Annotated in this window: 13 protein-coding genes and 1 pseudogene; 5 read left to right on the top strand and 9 right to left on the bottom strand. The window is 37.6% G+C overall.

The annotated features are described in order from the left end of the window. Positions 1-27 precede the first annotated feature (27 nt). A complete protein-coding gene (locus tag OM33_RS05220) occupies positions 28-1209 on the bottom strand; it encodes a glycosyltransferase (protein ID WP_052140906.1) in 1182 nt (393 codons plus the stop codon). A 36-nt stretch (positions 1210-1245) separates the two neighbouring features. Further along, positions 1246-8994, bottom strand: a complete 7749-nt coding sequence (locus tag OM33_RS05215) for an Ig-like domain-containing protein (protein WP_456107058.1) — start codon at positions 8992-8994, stop codon at positions 1246-1248. 40 nt (positions 8995-9034) lie between these two features. Between OM33_RS05215 and OM33_RS22490 the strand changes: the two genes are divergently transcribed. Both OM33_RS22490 and OM33_RS05210 read left to right on the top strand, forming a co-directional pair. Continuing rightward, positions 9035-9217, top strand: coding sequence for a hypothetical protein (locus OM33_RS22490; protein WP_199922510.1), 183 nt, complete (start codon positions 9035-9037; stop codon positions 9215-9217). Between the two features lie 93 nt (positions 9218-9310). Further along, a complete protein-coding gene (locus OM33_RS05210) occupies positions 9311-10255 on the top strand; it encodes a hypothetical protein (RefSeq protein ID WP_199922509.1) in 945 nt (314 codons plus the stop codon). A gap of 35 nt (positions 10256-10290) precedes the next feature. On the opposite strand, the gene OM33_RS05205 is transcribed toward OM33_RS05210, so the two are convergent. Beyond that, positions 10291-12522 (bottom strand): thioredoxin domain-containing protein, encoded by a 2232-nt coding sequence (locus OM33_RS05205; RefSeq protein ID WP_038639606.1) that lies wholly within the window; start codon positions 12520-12522, stop codon positions 10291-10293. Beyond that, positions 12522-15608, bottom strand: a complete 3087-nt coding sequence (locus OM33_RS05200; protein ID WP_052140905.1) for a CRTAC1 family protein — start codon at positions 15606-15608, stop codon at positions 12522-12524. The genes OM33_RS05205 and OM33_RS05200 overlap by 1 nt, the downstream gene beginning before the upstream one ends. 230 nt (positions 15609-15838) lie before the next feature. On the opposite strand from OM33_RS05200, the gene OM33_RS05195 reads away from it, so the two are divergent. Genes OM33_RS05195 through OM33_RS05185 form a run of 3 tightly spaced genes read left to right on the top strand, consistent with a single transcriptional unit; the run spans position 15839 to position 18865 of the window. Continuing rightward, on the top strand, positions 15839-16300 hold the full coding sequence (locus OM33_RS05195; RefSeq protein WP_038639601.1) for a hypothetical protein: 462 nt from the start codon (positions 15839-15841) through the stop codon (positions 16298-16300). A 12-nt stretch (positions 16301-16312) separates the two neighbouring features. Next, positions 16313-17506, top strand: a complete 1194-nt coding sequence (locus OM33_RS21990) for a tail fiber domain-containing protein (protein WP_052140904.1) — start codon at positions 16313-16315, stop codon at positions 17504-17506. 54 nt (positions 17507-17560) lie between these two features. Beyond that, on the top strand, positions 17561-18865 hold the full coding sequence (locus tag OM33_RS05185; protein ID WP_038639599.1) for a radical SAM/SPASM domain-containing protein: 1305 nt from the start codon (positions 17561-17563) through the stop codon (positions 18863-18865). A 302-nt stretch (positions 18866-19167) separates the two neighbouring features. On the opposite strand, the pseudogene OM33_RS05180 reads toward OM33_RS05185, so the two are convergent. The 5 genes and pseudogenes from OM33_RS05180 to gmd form a co-directional block, all read right to left on the bottom strand. After that, positions 19168-20122: pseudogene (locus OM33_RS05180) on the bottom strand (helix-turn-helix domain-containing protein). Positions 20123-20609: 487 nt separating this feature from the next. Then, on the bottom strand, positions 20610-22379 hold the full coding sequence (locus tag OM33_RS05175; protein WP_199922508.1) for a class I SAM-dependent methyltransferase: 1770 nt from the start codon (positions 22377-22379) through the stop codon (positions 20610-20612). 90 nt (positions 22380-22469) lie between these two features. Then, positions 22470-23600 carry a glycosyltransferase family 4 protein gene (locus OM33_RS05170; protein WP_038639596.1) on the bottom strand — a complete coding sequence of 377 codons (1131 nt, stop codon included), beginning with the start codon at positions 23598-23600 and terminating at the stop codon, positions 22470-22472. After that, positions 23600-24484: a GDP-mannose 4,6-dehydratase gene (locus OM33_RS05165; protein ID WP_038639594.1), complete on the bottom strand. Its 885-nt coding sequence runs from the start codon at positions 24482-24484 to the stop codon at positions 23600-23602. Before OM33_RS05165 ends, OM33_RS05170 begins: the two co-directional genes overlap by 1 nt. Further along, positions 24484-25518 carry a GDP-mannose 4,6-dehydratase gene (gene gmd, locus OM33_RS05160; RefSeq protein ID WP_038639591.1) on the bottom strand — a complete coding sequence of 345 codons (1035 nt, stop codon included), beginning with the start codon at positions 25516-25518 and terminating at the stop codon, positions 24484-24486. The genes OM33_RS05165 and gmd overlap by 1 nt, the downstream gene beginning before the upstream one ends. Between the last annotated feature and the right edge of the window lie 133 nt (positions 25519-25651).

Genomic DNA, 25651 nt, shown 5'->3' with positions numbered 1-25651 from the left:
ACTAATATAAACAATATCGTGAACCTCTTAGTCTAAATGATATTCACTATCTCGCATAGTTTTATCAGCAAGTGCCCCCTCATACAAATCAGTTATTTGTATTGTGACTTTGTCCAAACTAAAGACCTGTTCAAATCTCAGCCTTGCATTAACTCCCATAGAAATCAGGGACTCTTTATCGAAATAAATATCTTGTATCTTCTTACAGAGTGAATCGACATTATTATTTTCAAATATAACCCCTGTAATTTTATCTTGAACAACCCAAGACATACCACTACCATTAACATCGCTAACCAATGACGGTTTTGAGTGCATTGCAGCTTCTAGAAGAACAACTCCAAATGCCTCTGTCTTTTCAATAGAGGGAAGACACAATAAGTCTGCAGTTAGAAGTCGGTTTGAAATTTCACTATCGTCGACTCTTCCCAAAAACTGAACCTTGTTTTGTAACCCCAACTCCACAGCAAATGCTTGTAATTCATTACGTAACTCTCCATCACCTATTATCGATAAATACACACCGAGTTCATCTGGAAGCTTCGCAAGCGCTTTCAATATTAACGCATGTCCTTTGTAGTAAGTTAGGCGACCAATCATTAATAGTTCTAGTCGGTTGACTTCCTGTGAATGCTGGTGTTGTTGATTAATGCAAAGGTCTCTAATTCCAATAGGCACAACATCGCATTTTTCTTTAAAGTCACTCAAGGCCTCACTATTATCCAAGTAAGGAGGGGATGTCACGAATATCTTTTTCGATCGTTTTAATAAATTTCTTTCAAATATTCGGTAAAATGGGTATAGAAGTTTTATTTTAAAGTCAGGAACAGCACCCATAACATCTGAATGCCAGTGAATTATCCAAGGTACTTTTTTAGCTCTACTTGAAAAAAGACATGCAAAAGCAGATAAGTTAGGCATGTGAATGTGGATTAAATCCGGTTTAAAGTCATCAATTACCCGGTTAAGTTCTTTCAAAAATGAAATGGCTATTGGTGCGTATACTAAAACTTTTTGAATAGCGACTTTACGTACAGTGACCCCATTCACTTCTCCAGTAAATGACTCCTGCCCTACTTGATCTTGATGTGCTAATACGAAGGATTCAACTTGAGATTGATATGTTTTATCTTCAACCAAATCTTGCGTAACTTTTTCTATTCCGCCAAAAAAAGGGAAGTAATACTTCCCTATATGTAATACTTTCAAACACTAGTCTCCAAACTTTGAAGGCTAGTGTACACCTTAAGCCTTTATCTGTCTTCGTAGAATCGATAGAACAAATAATACAACCAATAGATAAAATATATTTCCTGATGACTTTTTCTTTGGTGGCTCTGGTGTTACAACTACGGCTTGTGTATCTACACTCAATTGAACCATATTATTTGAAGAATCATCATCAACTTTATCATTTGAAATAGCTGCTTGGATAAGCGCAGTTCCTAAAGTGTTAAATGATAAATTAACCGCTACGTTAACTTGTTCACTCACATCAATCGCTTCAGAGTAAGTACAAATGTAACTAGAAGTCTCTTCAATACAAGTAAACGAATCAGTCTCAATAGAACTAATTTCAGCTCCCTCTGAGAAAATCGTAAATTTTGCATTTAAAGCTGTGGCTAGACCATTATTACTAATCTGCACAAACCATTGTGCACTATCTCCCTGAGTGACCGTTAGCGCACTTGTCGATGCAGATAATGCCAAGTCTGTTGTTTGTTCTCCAAACAACCCATTACCTTGGTTATATCGGACTTCATTATCACTAGAAGAAGATATTATTAAATCCAAGTCTGCATCTTGATCTACATCGACTAACGCAATATCTGTTCCAGATTCAGTGTCAAACACAACTGGCTGCAGCTTATAAGCAGAATCTGTCGGACTAAAGAGTGAAATATTACCTTCTTGAGATAAAGCAACTATATCGAAATTATCTTCCGTCGTTAAAGGCGCAACCTCAACAGACTGATAACTCACTGATGAAATTATGCTTGATTGGGCTGTTTGAGAATCAAGAATCTCGAGACCTTGTTCAGTAATCGCGATAATATCCATAACACCATCAAAGCCAAGGTCCACCACTTTAACTTTACTAGCATCTAGTAGTTGCGTCGTAGAAGCTTCAAAAATTCCAGAAGCATTTTGATACCATATCTCTAATGGGTGCCCTTCAACGGCTAAAATAAGATCAATAATATCATCACCATTCATATCAACTGCTGCGAGGTCATTAAATTTAACTTCTGTAGCAGGCGAAATCTGTACCTGTGTGCTGTTTTCTATTTCATTCATAGAAGCATTTGAAATACTGATATCTTTGTCAGAACCATTGAATAGCTTGGTATTAAATGAGTTGTTACTAAATGGCTGTTTAAAGATACTAAGGCCTTCAGCAGAGTTGTCTAAGAAAATAATATCTACAAAAGTGTCGCCATCAACATCACCAGTAAAGACTTTCTGACTTGCAGTTGTCGTAACGACTTGAGCTTCAGAGAATACAAGGTCACCTGAATTATACAAAATGCCTGAACCCAACTCACCTTCAGAAGCAAAAGCAATATCGGCAAATCCGTTTTGATCAAAGTCAGCAACAGCGACATATTTAACATTTTCATTCTCTAAAAGATTAACTCCTAGCTCATATTCGCCAGCACCTTTATTGAGGAAGATTGCACTATTTAAGTTCGCTGCAAAAATAATATCAACTAAGCCATCATTATTGAAATCGCCAAATGTAAAGTGATTAACGCCATCTATGTTGATTACTTCACCTGTTTGATTAAACACTTCATTTACAATATTTTTTGCAAAATGATCTACTCGTTCTATTTCCTCATTAAATAATAATTCTGCAACAGATTTAAACTCTCCTGCTTCAATTGCTTGTAACTCAAATACTAGCTCAATAGAATCAGACGAGTCTAATGTTGATACCAAGGAACACATGAAGCCTTGCCCAAATGTACTACAGCGTTCATCAACTGTTAAAACGTTGGCACCTTCCAGTGTTAATGAAAAATTGTTTAATTCAATATTTTGCGTAGATGAATTAGCTATTGAAATGCTCAAGATAAAGGGTTGATCAATCAGAATAGGCGACGCGCTCACATTCTGACTAATTGTAATTAAAGACTCATCAAATTCAGTAACTTGAAGAATAAAGCTTTGCTGCGTCGAAAGTTCTCCATCACTTACCTCTAATGTAACATTAAATGTTTCACCATTTACATTTGAGGGTACAAGACCATTCAATGATAGTTCATTTAGCGACAACCACTCAGGTGCATCAACAATTACAACTGTTAAGTTTTCAGAGTCAACATCAGAAACTTCTACTAAATATTCATAGTCAGCCAAAATACCAGTGGAAACTATTGGTTCAGAAGTAAACTCAGGGGCATCATTTACACTCGTTACTTGAACTGATACTGCAGCTTCATTTGAGCGAATGCCACTATTATCTGCAATTGAGTATGTAAAACTAGCTATGCCATAAAAGTTTTCTTCAGGTGTAAACTCTACCTCACCACTACTTGTTACTTTTGCAGTACCTTTATTAAGACCCGATAATGTTATTGATGTTAAATCAAGTTCACCGTCAGAATCAGTATCATTCGCAGCAACATTAATAGTAACACTTTGATCTTCTGACGTTGACACTGAATCATCATTAGCAATTGGGGCACTATTTGAAGTCGTAAATGTCCATGTAGATAAACTTTCCGATTTATTTCCAAATTGATCCGTTACAACACCTGCGTCAACAAGTAACTTGTAGTTTGTACTAACCTTTAATGCACCAACAAACTCGAAGGTCAGTTTGTTTTCGTGTACATTTAATTGAGTCGCTACTAATTCAGAGCTATCACTAAGGTCCACTAGTTTTATTTGACCATTACCTAATTCAATAGCTTCATCATATGTTACTGAGAACGGAGTATTAACCGAGACTGTATCGCTTTTATCCTGAGGTATTCTAGATTGAAGACTTGGACCAGCATTATCAAATTGAACGGTAATCTGAGCAGAAGCTAAGTTTCCGTTGCCAAACTCATCTAATGCTACCTTCTCAGGAATTGAAAGCTCGATTTCTCCTAAGGAGCTACCTAAAACATCCACTGAGAACGAAGAACTAGAAAGCACTTTAAAATTGCTAAGCGTAGCGTTAGAAGTTTGTATATCAGAAAGCTCAAAACCTGTTACAGAGCTACTAAAGCTAATACCTAGTAAAAATGTCGAATTTGCTTTTTCTGGCGCATCTAAAACAACTGTCACCAATTCATTACTATATTCAACCTCTAATATATTGGAAGCTAAGTTGCCATTTCCTGCTTCATCACTTACTGAGTTTGCATTCAATGCAAGTGAAACTGTTCCTGATTGTGTAGGTTGAATTATTACTTTGTAAGACGTATCAGAAATTTTCTCTAAAACTTGCACAACACCATTACTCACTGTAAATGCACTGCTATTTAGAGTTGATGTTGTCTCACTAAAGGTTGAAATAACTTCAAATGATTCACTAACCATCAAGCTTGAGGTTGTTAGAGTGACTTCAGGATTCGTGTCATCGAATAGTATTAAAAATTGTGAAGGAGACTCGTTGGTATTGCCTGCAATATCGGAAACAACTGAAGCGTCAACATCTATTGTTACATTGCCATTATTTGTCGGTGTTATTATTGCTGTATAATTAGCCCCCCCCCCCTGGAGGTTAGAAACAGTTCCATTCCCTACTGTTATATCACTTAAAGTAAACCCTGCTACACTCTCACTAAAAGTAAAGTTTGCCATAAATGCAGTATTTTGAGCTGAATTGGGACCTGAAATGGCAAGAGTCGGTCGAGTTGCATCATACACTACATTTAGCCGATTAGACGATGTATTTGAATTCCCTGCTCCATCAACTACAGAAGAAGCTGCAACATTAACTGAAACTAAACCATCCGATATCGGTGTGATTAATGCAGTATAGCTACTGCCGCTTCCTTGTAAACTTGATGCACCGCCATTACCAACCGTAATGTCTGACAAATCAAAACCTGTAACATCTTCATCAAAAGTAAAAGTCACTGTAAATGATGTGTTTTGAGCTACTGCAGGTCCAGAGATAGTAATGTTCGGCTGAATCGAATCGTAGTCTAGTGAAAATTGTGGAGCAGCAATATTGCCATTACCATAAGCATCTAACACTCTTGAGGCTGGAACATCAATTGTAATATTTCCTTCACTGCTTGGCGTGATCGTTACTGTGTAAACTGCACCTGAACCTTGCAGATTTGATGCAACGCCATTACTAACGATGATATCACCTAACGCGAACCCTGATACATTCTCACTAAATGTAAACGTTGCCGTAAATGCAGTATTTTGAGAAGCACTTGGGCCGGTAATAGCCAATGTAGGATTTGTAGCATCATAGCTTGCACTAAATTGCTGAGCCGCAGCATTGCCATTATTAGCAGAATCAATAACCAAGTCTGATGCTATATCTAAGGTCACAACCCCATCGGTAATAGGCTCTACTTCAAGAGTAAATTCAGTTGACGAGACAGAAGTAAAATTAGACAAGTTGGCATTTGTAGCAGTAATATCTGTAATCGAAAAACCAGTAACGGGTTCTGTAAAGGTAACCGTAGCGGTAAAAGGTCCATTATTAAGAGAAGACACACTTGTAATGGAAACGTTAGGTTTAGTGCCATCATAGTTGATAGTAAATGTTGCAGCAGCTGTATTATCATTTCCATGATCGTCTTGTGCAGCAGCCGAATTTACATTTACGGTCACTATGCCATCATTAAGTGGTGTAATTGTTGCAGAGTAACTACCGTTACTCCCTGTAAAATTACTAATATTAGCATTGTTTAAAATAATATCGGTTACATCAAAGCCGGTAATACTAGTTTCAGTGCTTGATAAAGCTGGATTAGTAAAATCAAAGTTAGCAACAAAACTACCATTGATAGGATCAACAGCAGAGCTTGAAATAGCTAGTGTAGGCGATGTATTGTCAATGCTAAATGAATTAGCACTGTCTGCTATGGCTGCAACATTCCCGATATTATTTCGTGCCGTTTCTGAATCGATGCCTAAAGTAAGCGTACCGTCACCTGTAACATTTGAAATCAGTATTGTTGGTGTAGTGGTATTACCGTTTAAAATACTTATGTCTGGATTGGTCGTTTCATTATCAACAAAATTCACCGTGCTCGCTGTACCAGTAAACAGTAAATTTACTTTGTCATTCGTTAAAAACACCTCTGTTGTATTTGAGTAAGTTACAGTGGCGGACAATGTCTCGGAGCTCGTTTTAGAACCAGGTACCACACTAATGACAGCTGAAGGTAAAGCAGTGGTATCATAGTCTATAGAAAATACACTGGAAGCCGTGTTCACTTGAGCACCACTACCTAGTTCATTTACAACACCAGCTGGTAGCTGCGCAGTAATTGTCACTCCATCGCTATTTGGAGTGATATCAAAAGTATATTTGTCAGTACTTATTTCCAACAGATTACTTGCAACACCATTTGAAACAACCAAGTCACTAACACTGAAGTCTTCAATATCTTCCGAGAATCTAATTTCCATCGGGATTGGTGTCACGGCTGTTAAAGGTGAAACACTCGAAGTAAGAGAAAGGACACTTGGAGCAAGGTCTTCCTCTACAACTAACTTTGTAGTTATGGGATCTACCACAAAACTTGGTGTTGAAGATGAAATACTACTTGAGAGAAGAGCATAACTACCATCGTCAGTTGAAACAGGAACGAGTACATCAACGCTAAAGTTACAGCTATTGCCCGAGGTTAAATTTGCCCCTGTAAGAACCAAAAATGTTGTACCGGTAATAGTGGAACCGACTCCGCAAGGTTCTGTCGGCAAGGAAGTTGCTGCTAAACCAGTCAATTCATTCTGTAGATTTAGAGTAAGGAATATTCCACTCATATCGGTAGCTACAGACAAGTTAGTAAGCGTAAAATTCAGCTGTGTCACATCGCCAGGTTCAACCTTGGCATCAGCGACACTCACACTACCTTGTAGTTCTACAACTTGCAAATCAGCAGATGCCGCTGCACTCGAAACAGCAACACCGTCAACAGTAGCGCTCACTGATGAAGACGTAATAGTTGATGTGCCAGTTGTTGCATCAGCTGGAATGTTTAAAGTAGCTATAAAACTACAACTGCTTCCAGACGCAAGTGTAATGTTCGCTGCAGACAAAGTTGATGTTCCCGTTGGTAACTGAGAACAAGTATTTGCTGAAATAGAAGAAGCTGTCAGTCCACTCAATGCCGCATTTAAGTCTACTGTGAAGCCAATATTTGAAGCAATTTCAGAGTTGCCGTTACTAATCAAAGTAAACGTCGCATCAATAGTTTCACCTGGTATAACTGCCCCTGCCAGAGACAAGTTTAAACTAGGTGCTGTTATGACAGTAAATGTATCGCTTGTATCAGAAATTAAAGGTGTTTCACCACCTAAACTCGCAGTACCATTCTCAGTTTTAACTGTATATGTACCGGCTGGTTGTGAAGTTGGAACCGTGATAGTGACATCGAATGTACAACTCCCACCAGCAGAGATGTTACCGCCTGTTAGTTGAATCCCTTGTGTATCTACATCAGGGAAAAAGTTACTTAACAAACTACCAGAACCACAAACATCCGAAGCATTTAACGTAGGAGAAACTACTGAGATAGGAAAAGGTAGTGCTTTTGTGAGTTCTGAGTTAAATGCAATATCAGTCACTTGCTGTGCAGGATCAATATTAGTAATAGTAAAGCGAGCGACTAGATCATTACCTGCTACAATAGCTTCATCTAGTAATGTACCTGCATTCAACAATTCTAATTCAACAACTGGTGCTTGTGTTACAGCTAAATTATGTGAAACAGGGCTCCAGTTTTGCGGCGTGCTGTTTAAGTCAAACGAAAAAGTACTTGTTGTGTTTGTATAATCACCAACAGCAGCTCCAGGGGGTACAGATACTGGAACACTAAATGAACAAGTATCACCCGGTGCTATCGAACCTCCAGAAAAAGAAAGTAGAGTAGTACCTGAAATTGTACCTCCACACACACTTAGAGGTAGACCACTAGCCGCCATTCCAGAGATAACCGCATTTAAATCATCCGTAAAAGCAACATTAGTAGCAGTGTCACTACGACTGTAATTAGTTAATGCAATATTTAGCTGAGTTGTACTTCCTGGCACAGCAGGATTTGGAGCGAATGACATCAGAGCGAAAGCTGGAGTAGCAGTAATGCCAGTTGTTGCAAACCCCGCGTCTGTGAAATCAGCCAAAAGACTATTTGATTTTACTACTAATTCCCCCAACCCCGAGGATTTCACATCAACACTAAACGTACAGGTTGCCCCAGCACCTAAGACTTCAAAACCAGCAAAAAGATTTGAACCTGAAGCGTCAAGCGTTATCGAATTACTGCCTGCTTGTGCAGTTATTGTCGTGTCAGGTGATGAACCAGAAACACAATCAGTACTTGCATTGGGCACGTCAGCTACAACTAAACCTGAAGGTAAGTCTATAGAGTAATCTAAATTTCCAACTCTAGAAGCATTTTGCGTGTTATCTATAGTAAAACTTAAGGTACTTACAGCTCCTAAGTTTATAGAATTAGGAGAAGAAGATACAGTAACCCCTGGTAAAGTACTAACAACGGTTAAATCTGTAGCTGTTGTATCTGCGTTACCATTACCTGAAGTTAAATTAATTACGGGTAATTGATACACACCAGCAGTGTTTGAAGCAATTACATCAAGTGTAACTGTACAGCTACTTCCAACAGCAATATCATAATCTGTAAATGTAAGTGTAGAGCCTCCGTCTGAAGCGGACAATGTTCCATTTGAACAGTCCGTTTGTGCATTTACAGGTGTTGCATGCAGCAACCCTGAAGGTAATACAGCCGTAAAATTAGCATCATTTGCTACGGTCACATCGTTGTTTGTTATTGTATAAGTCAGCTTAGTAGCACTTCCGGGCCCAACCGTTGTTGGTGTAAAAGTGGAGCTAAAATCTGGCGCTGCAAATACAAGAGAAGAACTAAGCGCAAACCCAGTAATGGGAATATACTTTCCAAATATAGGTTTGCAGCGGTTGGCTATTTTTTCTTTGAGCAAATTTAAAGGGCTTGATGTAATCATGGCGTTGCTTTCAGAGGCATTGTTATTATTAGATGAATTGTAACAATTTTAGTAGATAGTTAATCACTTAACAATCTATTCACTTAGATTAAATTTTGTTACCCTTAATAAAAATTTCGTATACCAAATTACACTTATGAAAAAGCCTTTATCGACGCTGGCTCTAGCGATATCTTTATCTATCCTAGGGGCTTGCTCTAGCACATCTGACCAGAACAATATTGAGCCATTAGAACAAACATTTCGCATTAGCCAAGGGATGGAAGTACGTTTAGAAGTGCCTGAAGGATTTAAGTTAACTCGAGAACACTACGGATTTGTTCAGCCTGAAACCTTTTCGCGAATAAAAATAAGTGAAATCGAAGTGCCTTATAACACTTACTTAATGCAATTAAGCTCTGAAAACTTGCTAAAGAGCCAATTACAATTACTCAGTACAGAGCAAGTTGTTGTGAACGGTGCTAATTGTACACTACTCACATTAAGACAAATCATTGCAGGTACTTACTATGAAAAGCTTTGGTTAATTGCAGGGGATAAACTATCAAGTTTACGTATTGAGGCCAGCTATCCTGAAAGCTCAAGGAATGTCCATAAAAATGCAATAAAACAAAGTTTATTTAGTACTGCTGTGCAAACAAATGATAGCGCTCGTCTTTATACCGGCTTGCCGTTTTTATTTACCAACACAGATAATTTTAAACTTGTACAACGTAGCTTAAATTCAGTTGTATTGCGTTCTGAGAACTTTCCTGATGCTAACGTTGTTGTTAGCCATGGAAAATTAGCTAAAGAAGTTGATAGTGTTGAAACATTAAGTACGCACTTTATTGAAAACTCTAAAAGCTTAAATGACGTAGAAATTATAAAAAGTAGCCCTGTGAAAATTGACGGTATTCCAGCATTTTCAACAGAAGCCTACACTAACAATAATGAGCAAGCGGCTTGGGTGTACCAAGTCACCTCAACGCAAAAAGGTAAATTTTTGCTAATACAAGCGCTTAGTAAAAAGGGTGACAGACACGCTTTTGAAAAAGACTTAGAGCTATTGATAAACAATTTTAAGTTTAGAGTTAAATAGCTCTATAGGCGGTGGTCATTATCCCCGCCTAAGCTCTAAAGTCTAAAAGTAAAGGATTCCGGCAGTAAACACACTTCATCACTGCATGCTTGCAGTTTTACACTTAACCACTTCCCTGCAGCTTTGAAATCAACTTCAAGATTTTGCTCAAACAAGCTCAATTCTGCTTGATTAAAGCCTAGTTTTTTAATAACGGGCTTGGGGTATGCCTTATCATCGATTTTATGACCATCGATTAATAACTCTGTTGCAATCAAAGACTTTTCATTTGGCATGTGAGAATTAATATGCCACTTAGGTTTTAAGTTAATAACTAACTTCGCTTGATTATCCGCCCCTTTTTGTAACTTTAGTTGGCCGTTTCCTTGAGCAAATGTATGACGCTTATTCGTTTGTTGTAAACTCAGTAAACTTGTAACACTAGAAAAGGATGTTTTAGGATTTCTTAAATAAGCATTTTGTAGCATTTTTTTATGTTTTCTTGCAGCTTGCGAAATTACACTATCTGAAAACACATACTGTTTCGCTAATTGATAAAACAACGCATCAGGTGAGATTAACTCTCCATCGCTTGAGTTACGAATTTTCTGTGGCACTAAATTCCTATTTACTATTTCACGTAGCAGGCTTTTTGCTTTAGATTGCCAATTTGACTCAAACGTCGCAGTATATAAACTTTGATAGGCATTTGCTAAATAAACATAGTCTTCAAACAAGGCTTCACCACCCGCTGCATTTAAATAATAAGCACGTTTTAATTTACCGTTATCAATTAACTTCTCTTCAAGAGTTATAACTAGTGATTGCGCTTTCAATAGATAATATACGTCATCTGTTACCATATATAACTGCACAAAGGCATCGACGAGTAAAGCATTCCAAGACAGTAAGATCTTTTTATCAATATGAGGTAAGGCAAGCTTTGTTCTTTCGGATAAAAGTACTGCACGAGCCTTTTTTAAGGATTCTCCATCGCTATTTTGCTTATTTATATATGGAGCATAAAGTCCTTTACTTTTGTACTGATACCATGCGAAAGCATTAATCGTTTTTGCTTCAAACTTGGCTTTTTCATCTTTAGTAAAAAGGTAATAACGGCCTTCTTGCTTAAAATAATCAGCATCTATTGCACTATAATAGCCGCCAGTTTGTGACTTCATTACACGATCTAGGAAATCAACTGTGTCTTTTGCAACATCAATGTAATATTGATTTTTGAATAAGTAACCAGCTTTCGAAAAAGTCTTAATCAGCAAAGCTTGGTTATAGAGCATTTTTTCATAGTGTGGCACTTGCCAAATATCATCTGTAGCGTAACGATGAAAACCACCATGCACATGGTCGCGGATCCCCCGGCTAGTTAGCCGACTCAACCAAAGCGTTAACTGAGATTTAAGTGCCTCATTTGGCGATTGCTGATAGGCCTGCAAAGCTAAAATTAAAAGCGACTCACTTGGAAACTTCGGGGCCCCGACAAGCCCTCCTTGTTCAGAATCTAAACTGGATAGCAACCCATTGAGGTTACTCTTAGCTTGTTTAGTAGACCATTTAGAATCAGTTTCAAGAGATAATGATGCTACTTGATTAGAAATATTCTCTGCTACTTGCAACAAACGTTTTGGCTTCGTTTGCCAAATCTTTGCAAAGCGTTCACTGATCTTAAGCAATTGCTCTTTTGTAACGTAGGAGTCTATCCAAATAGGTTCTCCTTTTGTTGTTAGAATTGCTGTAATTGGCCAACCTGCACTGCCTTTCACCGTAGTAAGTACATCTGTAAAGTAAGCATCAATATCAGGTTGTAATTCGCGATCAACCTTAATATTAACAAAGTGCTGATTAAGCATCTTTGCTACCTCAAGGTCTACGAAGCTTTCCTTTTCCATCACATGGCACCAATGACACGTCGAATAACCAATAGAAAGGAATATTAGCTTTCCTTCATGTGCAGCCCTATTAAATGCATGATCCCCCCACTCCACCCAATTGATTGGGTTAACAGCATGACGAAGTAAATACGGTGAAGCTTGATAAATCAGCTCATTTAAATAACTAGGTGCCTGTCTATTCAAACCAGCTGAATTCAATAACTCATCGATGACATCCAATTTTTTATTAAATTCAATTTGCCACTGTTTGAAATTTGCCGGATTCACATGCGTTTTTGGCGGTACAGTTGTATCAACTGTTACAGCATTTAATATGGGTATAGTCGTTAAAATGATAGCCCAGATAACACATTTAATAACAACAGAGAGACTTCTAGCCATTACAATTTGATTACCTTAGCTTGGTTTGCACTTACTTTTTTAAATTCTGATTGTTTTCCATTGGGCCAAATAATTTTAATATCTACAAACTCTGCCTTACCAAGGCCGAAATGCTGTTGTTTTGGGTGCACTGACATGTAACCATCGGTACTACGGACTTCTCGCCATAGCTGATTACCATTAGGCAAGGTGACATAAATACGGGCGCCAATTGCATCTTTTGACACTTGTTGAGTTACATCCCCTACCAATTTTACTTTAAGCCAGTTATGGGTTGACTTCAGTTTGTTTTCAAACAACGCCGCTGGCTCGTGGTAATTATTTAACACTATATCTAAGTCGCCATCATTTTCTAAATCAAAGTAGCTAGCACTGCGAGAATTACTCAGTAAGTTAAGCCCTAATGAATCATCTTGCGCTTCTAAACGGCCATTTTTGTTTTCAAAGAAAATATTTTCCTCTTGCTCACTCACTGGTAAATAAGCTTGCTGCTTATTACCGTGTTGATCTTCAAAATAAGGATTCTTACTACTGTATAAGTTGAATTCATTCATACCATTCAGTACGTATAAGTCATCATCACCATCGAGATCATAATCGAAAAAATCAGCATCCCAAGACCAACCTGTTGATGAGTAACCGCGGCCGATTTGTTCACTGGCAGCATAACTGAATTGCTCATCTTGTTGCGAAATGAAGAGATCATTTGCTTCAACAACTCGCATATGCGCAAGTTTGTCAGCATTAAACTTCATTTGTGTATCTTCGTTAGGCAACACATAGGTTTCATCTTTGTTCATTGTGACAATGTTTGAAATATAAATATCAGGTAACTGATCTTGATTAAGATCCGTTATACCAATGCCCATGGTATAAGAAGGTTTATCGGTGCCAATTTGATTTGCGGCATCGATAAAAGTGCCATCTTTTTGGTTTAGATAATAACCATTTATACCAAAATCGTTACCAACAATTACATCCTGCCAGCCATCATTGTTTAAATCGGTATGAGCAACGGCTTGTGCCCAGCCTGTGTTATCTAAACCCGAACCTTGAGTAACATTTTTAAACTTAAACCCGCCTAGGTTTTCAAATAATTGATTTGGTTTACCATTGGTATTACGACGTTTAAGTGTGGGTAAATCGCCAGTTATGTAATTACCAAAATACGTAATATAAAGATCAAGGTCGCCGTCTTTATCATAGTCAAAAACCGTTGCTGGGCCTCCCACTAAGCCTTTACCACCTAAGTTTGCAATGTCAGTAACATCTTCAAAGTATTTACCGTCAATATTTTTAAATACACGGTGAAAGTCATTAACATAAGTCACAATTATATCTTGGTAACCATCATTGTTAATATCAGCAATAATGGGTTGCCGCGCTTCTCCAGGGTGATTATCTTCAGCTCTCTGCCAATCGAGTTTATAAGCCAGTGTAACATCTTTAAATGTGCCATCACCTTGATTTAAAAACAGTTTATTCCCTCGCCCACCTAGAATAAAAATATCTGTTAAGCCATCGTTATTAATATCTTCTGCTGCGACACCTGAACCACCAAAAGCTGGTGGGATAGTAATAATGCCCGTCGATTCATCTTTGCGTAAAAATGTTCTTAATTGACGGTTAAGCCAGTCTGCCGAACGGTGATGATAATCAAAATTTGCTTGTTGTGAGACATTTATAAACTTGGCTGATTTATTACTTTGCAAGGCTGAAGCAAATTTCTGTTCATTTGTTTTAAGAGAATCAGCTTTAGCATGGCGCTCAGTTTTACTTGTAATGAGTTGCTGGGCACTTTGCAAATGTGAGACAGATAAAACTGAAGACTCACTGGCTTTAGCAAGCGTACCTGCTTCCCGTAACAGCAGTACGCCATATTGGGCAATATTTTCAGTAAGCAACTCAGCAGCGAAAGGATCTGGTTCGATATACAATTCAAAATTCGCTTGATTAATTGCATTTTTCAAATATTGCCAATGCGCACCAGCATCTCGAAATGCATCCATATCATAAGATTCAATGTAAACTGAGCCATCTTTATATAAATTAGGAAAGAAAATTGCATCTTCATATTCGTTTATTTTATGGGGAATAAACTCATTTATAAAAGTATATACATGCTTTTCTTGCACAAGCTTTTGGTGCTCTGCCATTGCGAGCTGTTGTGCCCCCATATACAACTGGGCCGAAAACTGACTGACAAATTTTGTGTATAGATTGATAATCGCTTCACTTTCTTGTTGCTCTTTAGGCCATGAGGTACGTGCAAAATAAACTTGCAGGTTTCGTAAAAACACCTGATTAGATACATTATTATATGCCGAGTAAGAACTAAGCTTTTTATCAACCATTTGATTCAACAAAGTGGGCGTTTTTTTCTGATATTCGACTTGAGTCACAACTGATTTAGTATTGGCCGTGATTCCACCTAATTGCTGCCAAACAGAATTTATGTTTTCAACTTCAATAAAGCGTTGATTATTAAGGCGCGCACTATTGTCGGCCACTTTTAACGTAGCTAAAGTATAAAAATCCAAACTATCTTTTAACTCTTCGACCGCTTTTGAAGTTAGTGGCAAAAGCTCATGCTCAAAATCAAGTAATGCTTCTTGCTGCACAGCCAATACAGCTCGTAAAGAATAAGCAATACTTCCATATTGACGTTTATCATCTTTGTGTAAAGTGACTGATTTTTTTTCGTCAAAATTTACAACCCAATGACCAAATTTATCTTTATTTATTTCAAAAAATGCAATTTGCGCTTGTTCTATATGACTACTTAAAACAACCTCTTCTGACTCATTCAGAGCAATCTTATGTGCTGCTTGCCAAAGCGTATTTATGTATTGCTTTTGCAATAAGTTTTTAGCAAATCTTGCTTCATCACTAAGCGGCGTACCAAACATAAAGTCTTCTAAGCGGGATGCTGTTGCATAACATTTTGGTTCTGATTTTTTTTCTAGCTCATTGATAGCCTTTAAAATTGTATCAAGTGAATTAGTTTGATTTGCAAAAACGTAAAAAGATGAAGAGAGTAATAAAGACGCTGATGTTAAAGCGAGCGCTAACTTTATTTGAGTCATAATTGTAAGCATCCTACAAGGTACAAAGCACAGAAATAGCATTAGGAAAATAAGCTAACATGATACTAAAGGGTTGAACAATAACTGCTCAGACCAATAAAAACGCAATCCATTATTCCACAATTGTAAATATTTGTTAAACTAATAAATAACTATTAAAAATAATAGTCGTGTTTAATAAAGTGTATCAACACACCTTCTAGGGACCCCCAAGCGTAGAGGAACGAACAATGTCCAGCAAGCTAAGCCTTGCGATAGTATTTGCTTTTGCCAGTGGCAACGCATTTGCTAACGCAGATATAATAAAGTTACAAAAAGCGAAGTCAGAGCGCATTGCTATCACTCAATCTGCAAGCCATATTGACTTCACTCCATCTAAATCGTATGACAAGTACATTATTTCAGTCTCTGGACCAAATGGGTTTTCTCATACCTTCGAATCAGATACACCAAGCTTAGATGTTGCAAGCTTGAACTTACCTGTAGATGGCACATTTAACTATCAAATTCAGGCTGTTACTTATTTACAAGAAATAAAAGATTCGATGAATAATGGCCGTTCTGAAGATGCCCATGGTTTTATTAGCAAGGTTGACGTAACTGGCGGTAAATTTACTACTGAAAGCTTCGCCGTTAAAACCTATGAACAAACAAATGAAAAGAAGCCAGTATTAAAATTAGGTTTCAATTAAGGGGCATAGACAATGACAAATAATAAAGTTTTTAAGATGAGTGCCCTTTTTATAGCACTTGCAGCAAGTATTAACGCTCAGGCAGATCAGCAAATTCTTGATGATTTAATTGTTGACGGCAGTATTTGTGTTGGCCAAGACTGTGTAAATGGTGAGAGCTTTGGTTTCGACACTTTACGGTTAAAAGAAAACAACCTGCGTATACGCGCAGTTGATACAAGTAACTCAGCATCCTTCCCAACTCGTGATTGGCAAATCACTTTTAACGATTCAAGCAATGGTGGCGCAAACAAATTCTCAATCGACGATATTGATGGAGGTCGTACGCCATTTACACTTGAAGCTGGCGCTCCAAGCAACTCACTTTATGTTGAAGATGGAGGTCGTATTGGCTTTGGTACCTCAACACCTGCAGTAAACCTACATGTTGTTGAAGGAAACACCCCAACTCTTCGTTTAGAGCAAGATGGTTCTTCAGGTTTTACAGCTCAGACTTGGGATGTTGCTGGTAACGAAACCAACTTCTTTATTCGTGATACTACTAACAGTAGCCGTTTGCCTTTTAAAATTCGTCCTAGCGCCCCTACTAATTCTCTGTACATTGATACTGATGGTGATATTGGTGTGGGAACTGCTAGCCCAAGTGCAGCCCTTGACATCGCCAACGGTGATTTAGAAATTGCCAATGGTAGAATCAGCGTTGACGGTTCCACTGCTAGCTTTAAATTTGGTACACGTACAGGTACTGGTGACGATTTCTATTTATACAATAATGATGGTACCGCCTTGTCATTTTGGAATACAACCAACAAGCATGTGGTAAACATAGGCAGCGATGGCAACCTAGGATTAGGCGGAACAACATCAACTGCACCAACTCATCCTATTCAGCATGCTAATGGTGCTTATCTATCTTCTGGTGGAGTTTGGACTAATGCCTCAAGTAGAAGCTTAAAGCAAAACATTGCTTCACTGAGTTACAGTCAAGCGCTAGAAGCTCTCAAAGCGCTCTCCCCTGTAACATATGAGTATAAAGTAAATCCAAGTGAAAGCTACGTTGGTTTTATAGCTGAGGATGTTCCTAATCTTGTTGCAATGAATGACAAAAAGAGCCTTGCTAGCATGGATATTGTAGCTGTACTTACAACTATAATTAAGCATCAGCAACAAAGTATTGATGAACTTAAAAAAGTCATTAATAAGTAAATATATTTGATGTAAGATGACGCTATAAGTTATCTTACATCAATTTCTTTTCCTATGACAGCTAACTCAATTGAGATTGTTTCGCCAATATCCAAGCATCAGCAACAACTCATATCTCTAACTTGTAATGAGTTAAACCCAATAAAAACTTCAGACTCAATCACTACATTGAAAGTTTGTCTAGAAAACAAGTCTGAGGCTACCTTATATAACTCATCTATCAGCAAAGCTTTTCTTTCTTACAAAATAATTGAAGATAATTTTGTAACTGAAGGTTTGAGAACTCCAATCTCTCAAGATATTCCTTCAAATAGTAAGCTTGAGGCTGAAATCAGTATTAATTTAACCAACCTACATGACAAAGCCCAAGTGCAACTTTGTATTGTTCAAGAAAAAATTGCATGGCTAAATCATATACATGCACCTTTAGTAACTATTAAATTAAATCCCGCCAAAGTATCAGAAAGCGCCCCCTTAGCTCGAAATAGGCCTAAACTATCTAAACGCCCACCTATGATTTTCAACTTTGAATTGACAAATAAATGTCCTTTTAGCTGTATCATGTGTGCCAGAACCAACAATATGACAAGACCTGAGGGGTTGATGAGCTTTGAGCTTTTCAGAAAAATAATTGATCAGTTAGATTCCCACTCTGTAGATAAAACTAAGCCAATGTGGCTTCATGGTTTCGGAGAAAGCCTAGTACACCCTGAGTTTGATGTATTCATGAAATATGCTTCTCAAAAAGGGTTTAATGTTGGCTTGTCCATAAATCCTTTACTTTTGACCAAAAAAATAGCAAACAGATTACTTTTAAGCCAACCACAGCATTTATATATAGCTATCGATGGCCATGATAACGAGAGTTTTGAGAAAATAAGAGGTATAAAAAATGCCTATGATAAATCAGTTGAAAGGTTAGAAAATTTTATCTCTTTAAAAAATGACATATCTCCAAATACTAAAATTGATATCGTAATGATAGACTTTGATCTCAACCATAACAGTATAAGTAGCATGAAAGAAAAGTGGGAAAGCATTGATAAAAGAGTAAACTTTATAGCAAAGGCCTTCACTACATGGGATGGTAATGCATCAGATGTTATGGCGTTAAAGAAAAACAGACGTGTAAAGTCAAAGAGCATTACATGTATTGAACCATGGAAAGATATGACAGTTAATTGGGATGGAAAAGTAACCCCATGTTGTTTCGATTACAATAAGAAATACATTTTAGGTGATTTAAACACTCAGTCATTAAGTGAAATATGGAATGGACCTTCAATGCAAGCTTTACGTGCAGAAATGATCAGCGATAAGGTTACCAACCCATTATGCAAAAATTGCGAACACCTTTAATAATGAGAGCATCATACCTATCTGAGAATCACATTGCATAAGCAACAGGAAGCAGATTGAAAGTGAGTACTCTAAAGTTATTTCGATTACCCATTTCTCTGCTTTAGCTAAAATGAGTAAAACTCAATTTTTTCAAATTCAAAATATAGAATTCTATCTGAACAAAATTACATTGAGACTACTGTCGTGAGCTTGTACAACTAAACATTCCACATAACAGTTTTATTGGAAATTTTCCTTTATGTGTACTAACCCAGACTTTATTCTGACAGTTACCCACTTTTCAATCAGTGACTATCAGTTTAGATTTGATCTAAGTTCTTTTCTGCCCAAATGCGTTTTCCATCTTCAAACGTTGCCAATGGTGTTCTGCCACAGCACATTTTTCCTTGGTGAGTCCGGTCATTATTGTAATAAACCATCCATTCGTCCAGATCCTTTTGTAATTCTTCTAGCGAGCTATACAGCTTTTTACTAAATGTTACCTGATAAAACTCGTTTAGTATCGTCTTACGGTATGTTGTGTTCACAGATGCCGTTTTTCTGAGGTGGTATGGCTTTTTTTGTGTGATAGATATCGTTAAGCGCCAGATATAACTGGCAATAATTATGCTGACTTTACCGCAATACTCTGTACCTTTATCCGTGAGTATACTCAGCATTGGCAGCTTATGCAGCTCGAAGTAATGTAAAACTCTGTCGTTCGGTATACCCACTGCTTTAGTAGGCATTTTGGTGGTATAGAGCTTAGTGAATGCTGTTTTGCTTTATGTATCAACGAACGTTTGCTGGTAGATACGTCCAGCACCTTTAAGATTGCCTACTTAAAATGTATCTTGTGAGCCAAGGTAATCAGAATGAGCGATTTCGATTTATCCACAAGCTTTAGCATCGTTTTCTTTTTCTCAACCACTGAGATTTGGCCGTCATTGAACGAACACCGCTACCAGATACGAAAAATCTTGTTTTCTTTGCTCATTACTGGTTTGGTGTTGACCGTGAGCGGCGATAACCAACAGCGTATTTGATATTGGCTAGTTCCGTTACTTCATCAACCCTATGTCTGATGTTTGGCGTTCTGCACCTTTTATCAATTAACACATCCAAGCCACCGTCTTTGACCAACTATTGGTATCGATAAAATGTGTCTCTTGAAACCCCCATTACTTTACAGTCATTAGAAACGTTAACTAATTCCTCAGCAAGATTAAGCAGACCAGTATTGTGTTTTATGATTGGATTGTTAGTATGCAACATGAAAGTTACCACTTTTTAGGTTGTTTTGATTTAAGGTTCAGAACCTTTATCAAAACGGGTAACCTTCATCTTTTCAAATCGAAATGACAGATCCTGTCCGAACTAATTTACTTTGTGCTTTTATTGTATTTTTCGATTAATCCGAATTTTTCAGTGATTCAGAGGTCAACAGAGCCCTAGCCTTTTTCAAAATTTGCCTTTCCAATTCAATGCTTCAATTTTCTCTCAAACACACCTCTTTTAAAGTGCTCTGGTGCCATAGCCTTTACTTTAAGCACCTCCTGTTATTTACTCCACTCCACTGCCAATATTTAAATAAAAAGTACTCATTGTGATAGCTGCTTTTTCAGGCGTTAAAACATGCTAAAGTGCTAATTGTGAGTATCTAACAGAAATTTAGAATTGATATTTTTCAGGATTCATTCCCCATTTTAGTCACCTAATATTTCTATAATTTGGTTGTCCACCCATTAGATGGCCAAAATCCCTATGTCAATTCACCCACTACCACAGAGACGGTTTCATTATGACCTTCAAACCAAGCCACTTGCTCTTGTACCATAGCAATTTGCAAGGCGTACTCTCCAGGTTCATTTGGTGTGGGTATTGCCATTTTCACTTTTTTTGCCACACCTGACGGAATTGCACTAATTGCTGTTCGCTCGCCCTCAAAAAAGTACATTTCCCCATTACGCAACCAATGATAAGATAGAAATACTCCCTTATCCGCATGAGACATCACCTTCTCAGTAGAGTGATTGCTGACCTCAACTATTGCAGTTAACTTATCGCAACAGTTTACAATAGATTCATGATAATCAACTTTCAGTGCAATACTTTCTCTTTGTTCTGCACTCAATACAGTTTGCTTTAAACGTCCCTTTACCACTTCTATATCAATAGGGTTATTACTTGCAATTGCATATAAGTCTCTAGCGTATATACAGTCTGAAGGAGTAAACTTTCTATTCAAACTACCTAGTATATCCGATGGGGAAGCAAACCAGACTAAAACATACTTAAAATGTTTTTCTAATTGATTCTTTAGCACTCTCGGTGATTGCTCATTAATATGCATTAACCGCTCGTAGTGAGTCCTTGGTTCAGGACTTATAAAGCCGCCAGCTTTTCTTACTTTTCTTCTTTTTCTAGCGTGGCCATATTGATAAAACCATAAATTGGGAAATGTATGAACGATGAATTCGCCATTATTACTTAAACAAGATGAAAACCGCTGATACATTTTGTCTAACTCGTCAGGCATTAGATGCTCAACAAGATCTGCCGCAACTATTTTATCTACATTATTACCTAGTTCACAAGTTGTAATATCAGCTTGTTTAAGTGTTACTTTTTGCTGCTGTATTTCGTCTTTAAGAACCCCCGCAGCTATATCAATCGCACTTTGCGAATAATCAATCCCTGTGACTATTGCTCCAGTTTGAGCCGCAGCATATGTTAACTCGCCTCGACCACAACCTGCATCAATAACATTTTGGCCTGGTTTAATATCAGCCAATAAAAATAACGAGCCCAAACGAGGATCTAATAATTCTTTTCCGCCGGAATTTTTGAACTCTTGAAATCCGCCACAATCAGTGAGGTAATAATCAGACTCATAAAGATCAACAATATCATTACTAGAATCTACCTGTACGTGGCTAAAATCAGTTTGCTTCACTTTAATCAGTAATTCGCCTGCGTAACCTGACAAGTTTAAAGACCACTCAATAGAGTCTTTATAATCCTTTAAAAAAGAGATGCTTGATAAAGCATTTTCATCTGTCCAAAGAGCACCATCAACTAAAATATAATTAGCCTGCTTTAAGGCCTTAACCATATCTGCATAAAACCCATCACCATCTTGTTGTCCATCAACGTGAATAAGGTCATAGTGACCTCCAGGAAAGGAGCTTAAGCTTTGCGAGTCAACCTCATAAATAGTTGTATCAGCAGGTGGTAATTTTTTCTTCGCCCATTCAATAGCGCCTAATTCACCACCATACTCTGGTAGGTTTGCGTCAATACCAACATATGAAGCATGTGGGGAAGCATCTTTGAATGCAAAAGCAGAATAACCATAACGTACGCCAATCTCCAAAATTGAATCGGGTTGAATTACACGTGCTATTGCCCACTTCAATTTGTAGTAACTTACCCATTCATTGAATAGATGAGACAATGAATCTTTAGGACATGCCAGAGTCCTAAAGTCAAAATTGCAGTCAGCATATTCTCTAAGTATTTTATCAAGCACCGGTATACTCCTAGCATGCTTTGTAATTGTTAATATGAATCACTAAACCTGTGAGCTTTATTTAGAGCAACTCACTGAAAAAACTTTAATTCAACGTGAATAGGATTCAATGGTTGCCCTTACAGTATTTTCCCAGCTAAATGACATGGATTTTGGTGTAAGCTCTGAGAAAGTAAGCTCCTCGATAGCACTTCTAATAGAGTCTACATCTAATGGATCAACTAAATATGCAGACTCTCCAGAGAATTCAGACATAGAACTGTTTTCAGAGACCAGAACAGACACTCCTGATTGCATGGCTTCAGCGACAGGCAAACCAAAGCCTTCATATAGTGATGGGAAAACCACCCCTTTAGAAGCTGCATACAAAAAAGGAATATCTCTTTGCTTTACATAACCTAAATACCTGACCCAACCTTTACCCTCTAACTCTCTAATTTTATTATGCTCTTTTTCATTATTCCAACCTAACCCACCTATTAATATCAATGGTAAACCGTTTTTATTTTTTTCTCGATAAAGTTGAAATGCTTGTAACAAACGCAAAACGTTTTTGCGAGGCTCTATAGTAGAAACAAACAGTAAAAATTGCTTATAAACTAGTCCATAATCATACAAAAAAGGTGTGCACTGCTCTTCGCTTCTGGGAAAGTACTGCTCACTAACGCCTAAGTGAATTGCCGATACTTTATCTGATGATAAGGCAAAGCTTTCACATAATTGATTCTTAATAAACTTACTATCTGTAATGATATGATCAGCATATTTAACTGATTGTTCAATTGCATTGTTTACTAACTTTACACGAGAAGATGGATGAAATTCAGGGTGAACCATTGTTGAAAGATCGTGAATCGTGACAACCCTCTTACCTCCATGATTTGGGAGTAGAAAATTTGGCGAGTGAAAGATGTAATCATCTTTAGTGCGTAAAGCTCTCTTTTCAATGATTGGAATAAGTTTACTGTATAATGAGACTGCTAAAGTAGAGTTAGCCAGATTACTTCGTAAAGCAGCCCACAGAGTTCCATTTACTTTTTTAGGTTTTTCTGAATTCTCAGGCTCCATTAAAAGTTCATGCCCATAGTACTTGCCGTGAGCAAACAACTCTAATATTTCGATTCGACTACTATTTAGTAATCCAGCACCTAACTGCTGAGTATAGTTACCTATTCCGGTTAGCTGTGCTAACAGGGGGTCGCAGCCTAAAACTACCTTCATTAATTCTTAATCATCCACTCTAGTGTTTGCTCTATACCATATTTCCTATATTCACCAATAACTGAGCGAAGTTTGGAGTCATCACCATAGAGAACTTTAACTTCATTACTACGAACAAAGTCAGGATTTACAGCAACTTTCATTTTACGGCCTGACACCCTTTCGCAGAAAGCAAGTATTTGAGAAAGCGATACTGCACGCCCGCAACAAACATTAAAGGTACCTTGATGGCCTTTTTCTATTAGGGTAAGGTATGCGGAAACAACATCCCTCACATCAGAAAAGTCTCTAGAAACATCTAAGTTTCCAAGCTCTAATTCATCTTTATTTTGTTTAAATGCTTTAACAATTTTTGGGATCAAAAAGTGCTCAGCTTGTCCCAAACCTGTATAGTTGAATGGACGAACAATTGTGACTTTTGTACTTTGAGATCGAACTTTTAAGGCCATTTCCATAGCACATTTAGATGCTGCGTAATCATTCGCAGGATTAAACTCATTTTCTTCTGTGATGGGAAGCTGCTGAGTATTTCCGTAGATATTTCCTGAACTTGCTATTAAAAAATGGATAGAGTTATCTGAGATGCTATTTACAGCATCGATTAAATTTGTGGTACCAAGTAAATTTGTTGTATAAATCTCATCTATATCACCGTGAGCAACAAAGGAAATAGCAGCTAAATGAACAACAGCGTCAAACCTTTGCCCTTCTAGTACTCTTAGTAAAGATGCTTTATCAGTTAGATTTGCATAAAGAGTGAGTTCTTCATCATGAGCACTGCGCATACTATTGCTAAGAGCTACACACTCATGCCCTCTCGCTTTGGCTAGAGCAATAAAATGACGCCCGGTAAAACCGGACGCCCCTGTAACTAAAATTCGCATTAGAAAGAAAAACCAACTTCGTTGCGGCGCAGATCAGCTTCAACCATCATAGCGCATAACTCTTCTAATGTTGTTTTAGGCTCCCACCCTAAGTCTTGCTTCGCTTTTTCAGGGTTACCAATTAATAAGTCAACTTCGGCAGGACGATAGAATTTAGGGTTAACTTTCACAACTACTTTCCCCGTTGCAATATCCACCGCTGTTTCTTGTTCATCTTTACCACTCCATTCAAGTTGAATGCCTGCAGCTTTGAATGCCATTGTAACAAAGTCACGAACCGTCTCAGTACGATTTGTTGCTAGAACATAAGTATCTGGCTTATCAGCTTGAAGCATACGCCACATACCCTCAACATAGTCTTTAGCAAAACCCCAATCGCGCTTCGCATCCATGTTTCCAAGCTCTAATACATCTTGCTTACCAAGCTTGATTTTTGCTACTGAGTCCGTAATCTTTCTTGTTACAAATTCTTGCCCACGTAATGGCGACTCATGATTAAATAAAATACCGCTCGTCGCAAAAATATCATAGGATTCACGATAGTTAATTACCATCCAGTGCGCGTAAAGCTTAGCAACACCATAAGGGCTGCGTGGGTAAAAAGGTGTTGATTCACGCTGCGGAATCTCTTGAACTTTTCCAAACATTTCTGAAGTAGAAGCTTGATAAAATTTAATTTTAGGGTTAACGATGCGAATAGCTTCTAACAAATTTACAGGGCCAACACCTGTGATTTCTGCTGTCGTTAATGGTTGATCAAATGAAACACCAACAAAGCTTTGTGCCGCTAAGTTATATACCTCATCAGCACCGCTCGTTTGTAATAAACGAATGCTTGAAGACAAATCAGTTAAATCATATTCGACTAACTCTAAGTTAGCATGATTTTCAATACCTAACTCTTCGATACGCCAGAAGTTTACTGAGCTTGTTCGACGGTAAGTGCCGTAAACTTTGTAACCTTTATCTAAAAGTAACTCTGCTAAATAGGCCGCATCTTGACCTGTTATTCCTGTAATAATTGCTGTTTTCATAATAAGTTTATATCTCTATTATTTTGATTTTATATGTCTAGAACACTTTGATGCATATAAACCCTAATTGAGCTGTCCATAAAAGTGGATCTATCTATAATTTATTAGTTAATGTTCGTCATAAAAAATTAAG

Source organism: Pseudoalteromonas piratica (assembly GCF_000788395.1).
GTDB lineage: Bacteria > Pseudomonadota > Gammaproteobacteria > Enterobacterales > Alteromonadaceae > Pseudoalteromonas > Pseudoalteromonas piratica.
This window is presented reverse-complemented; position numbering and strand designations above follow the sequence as displayed.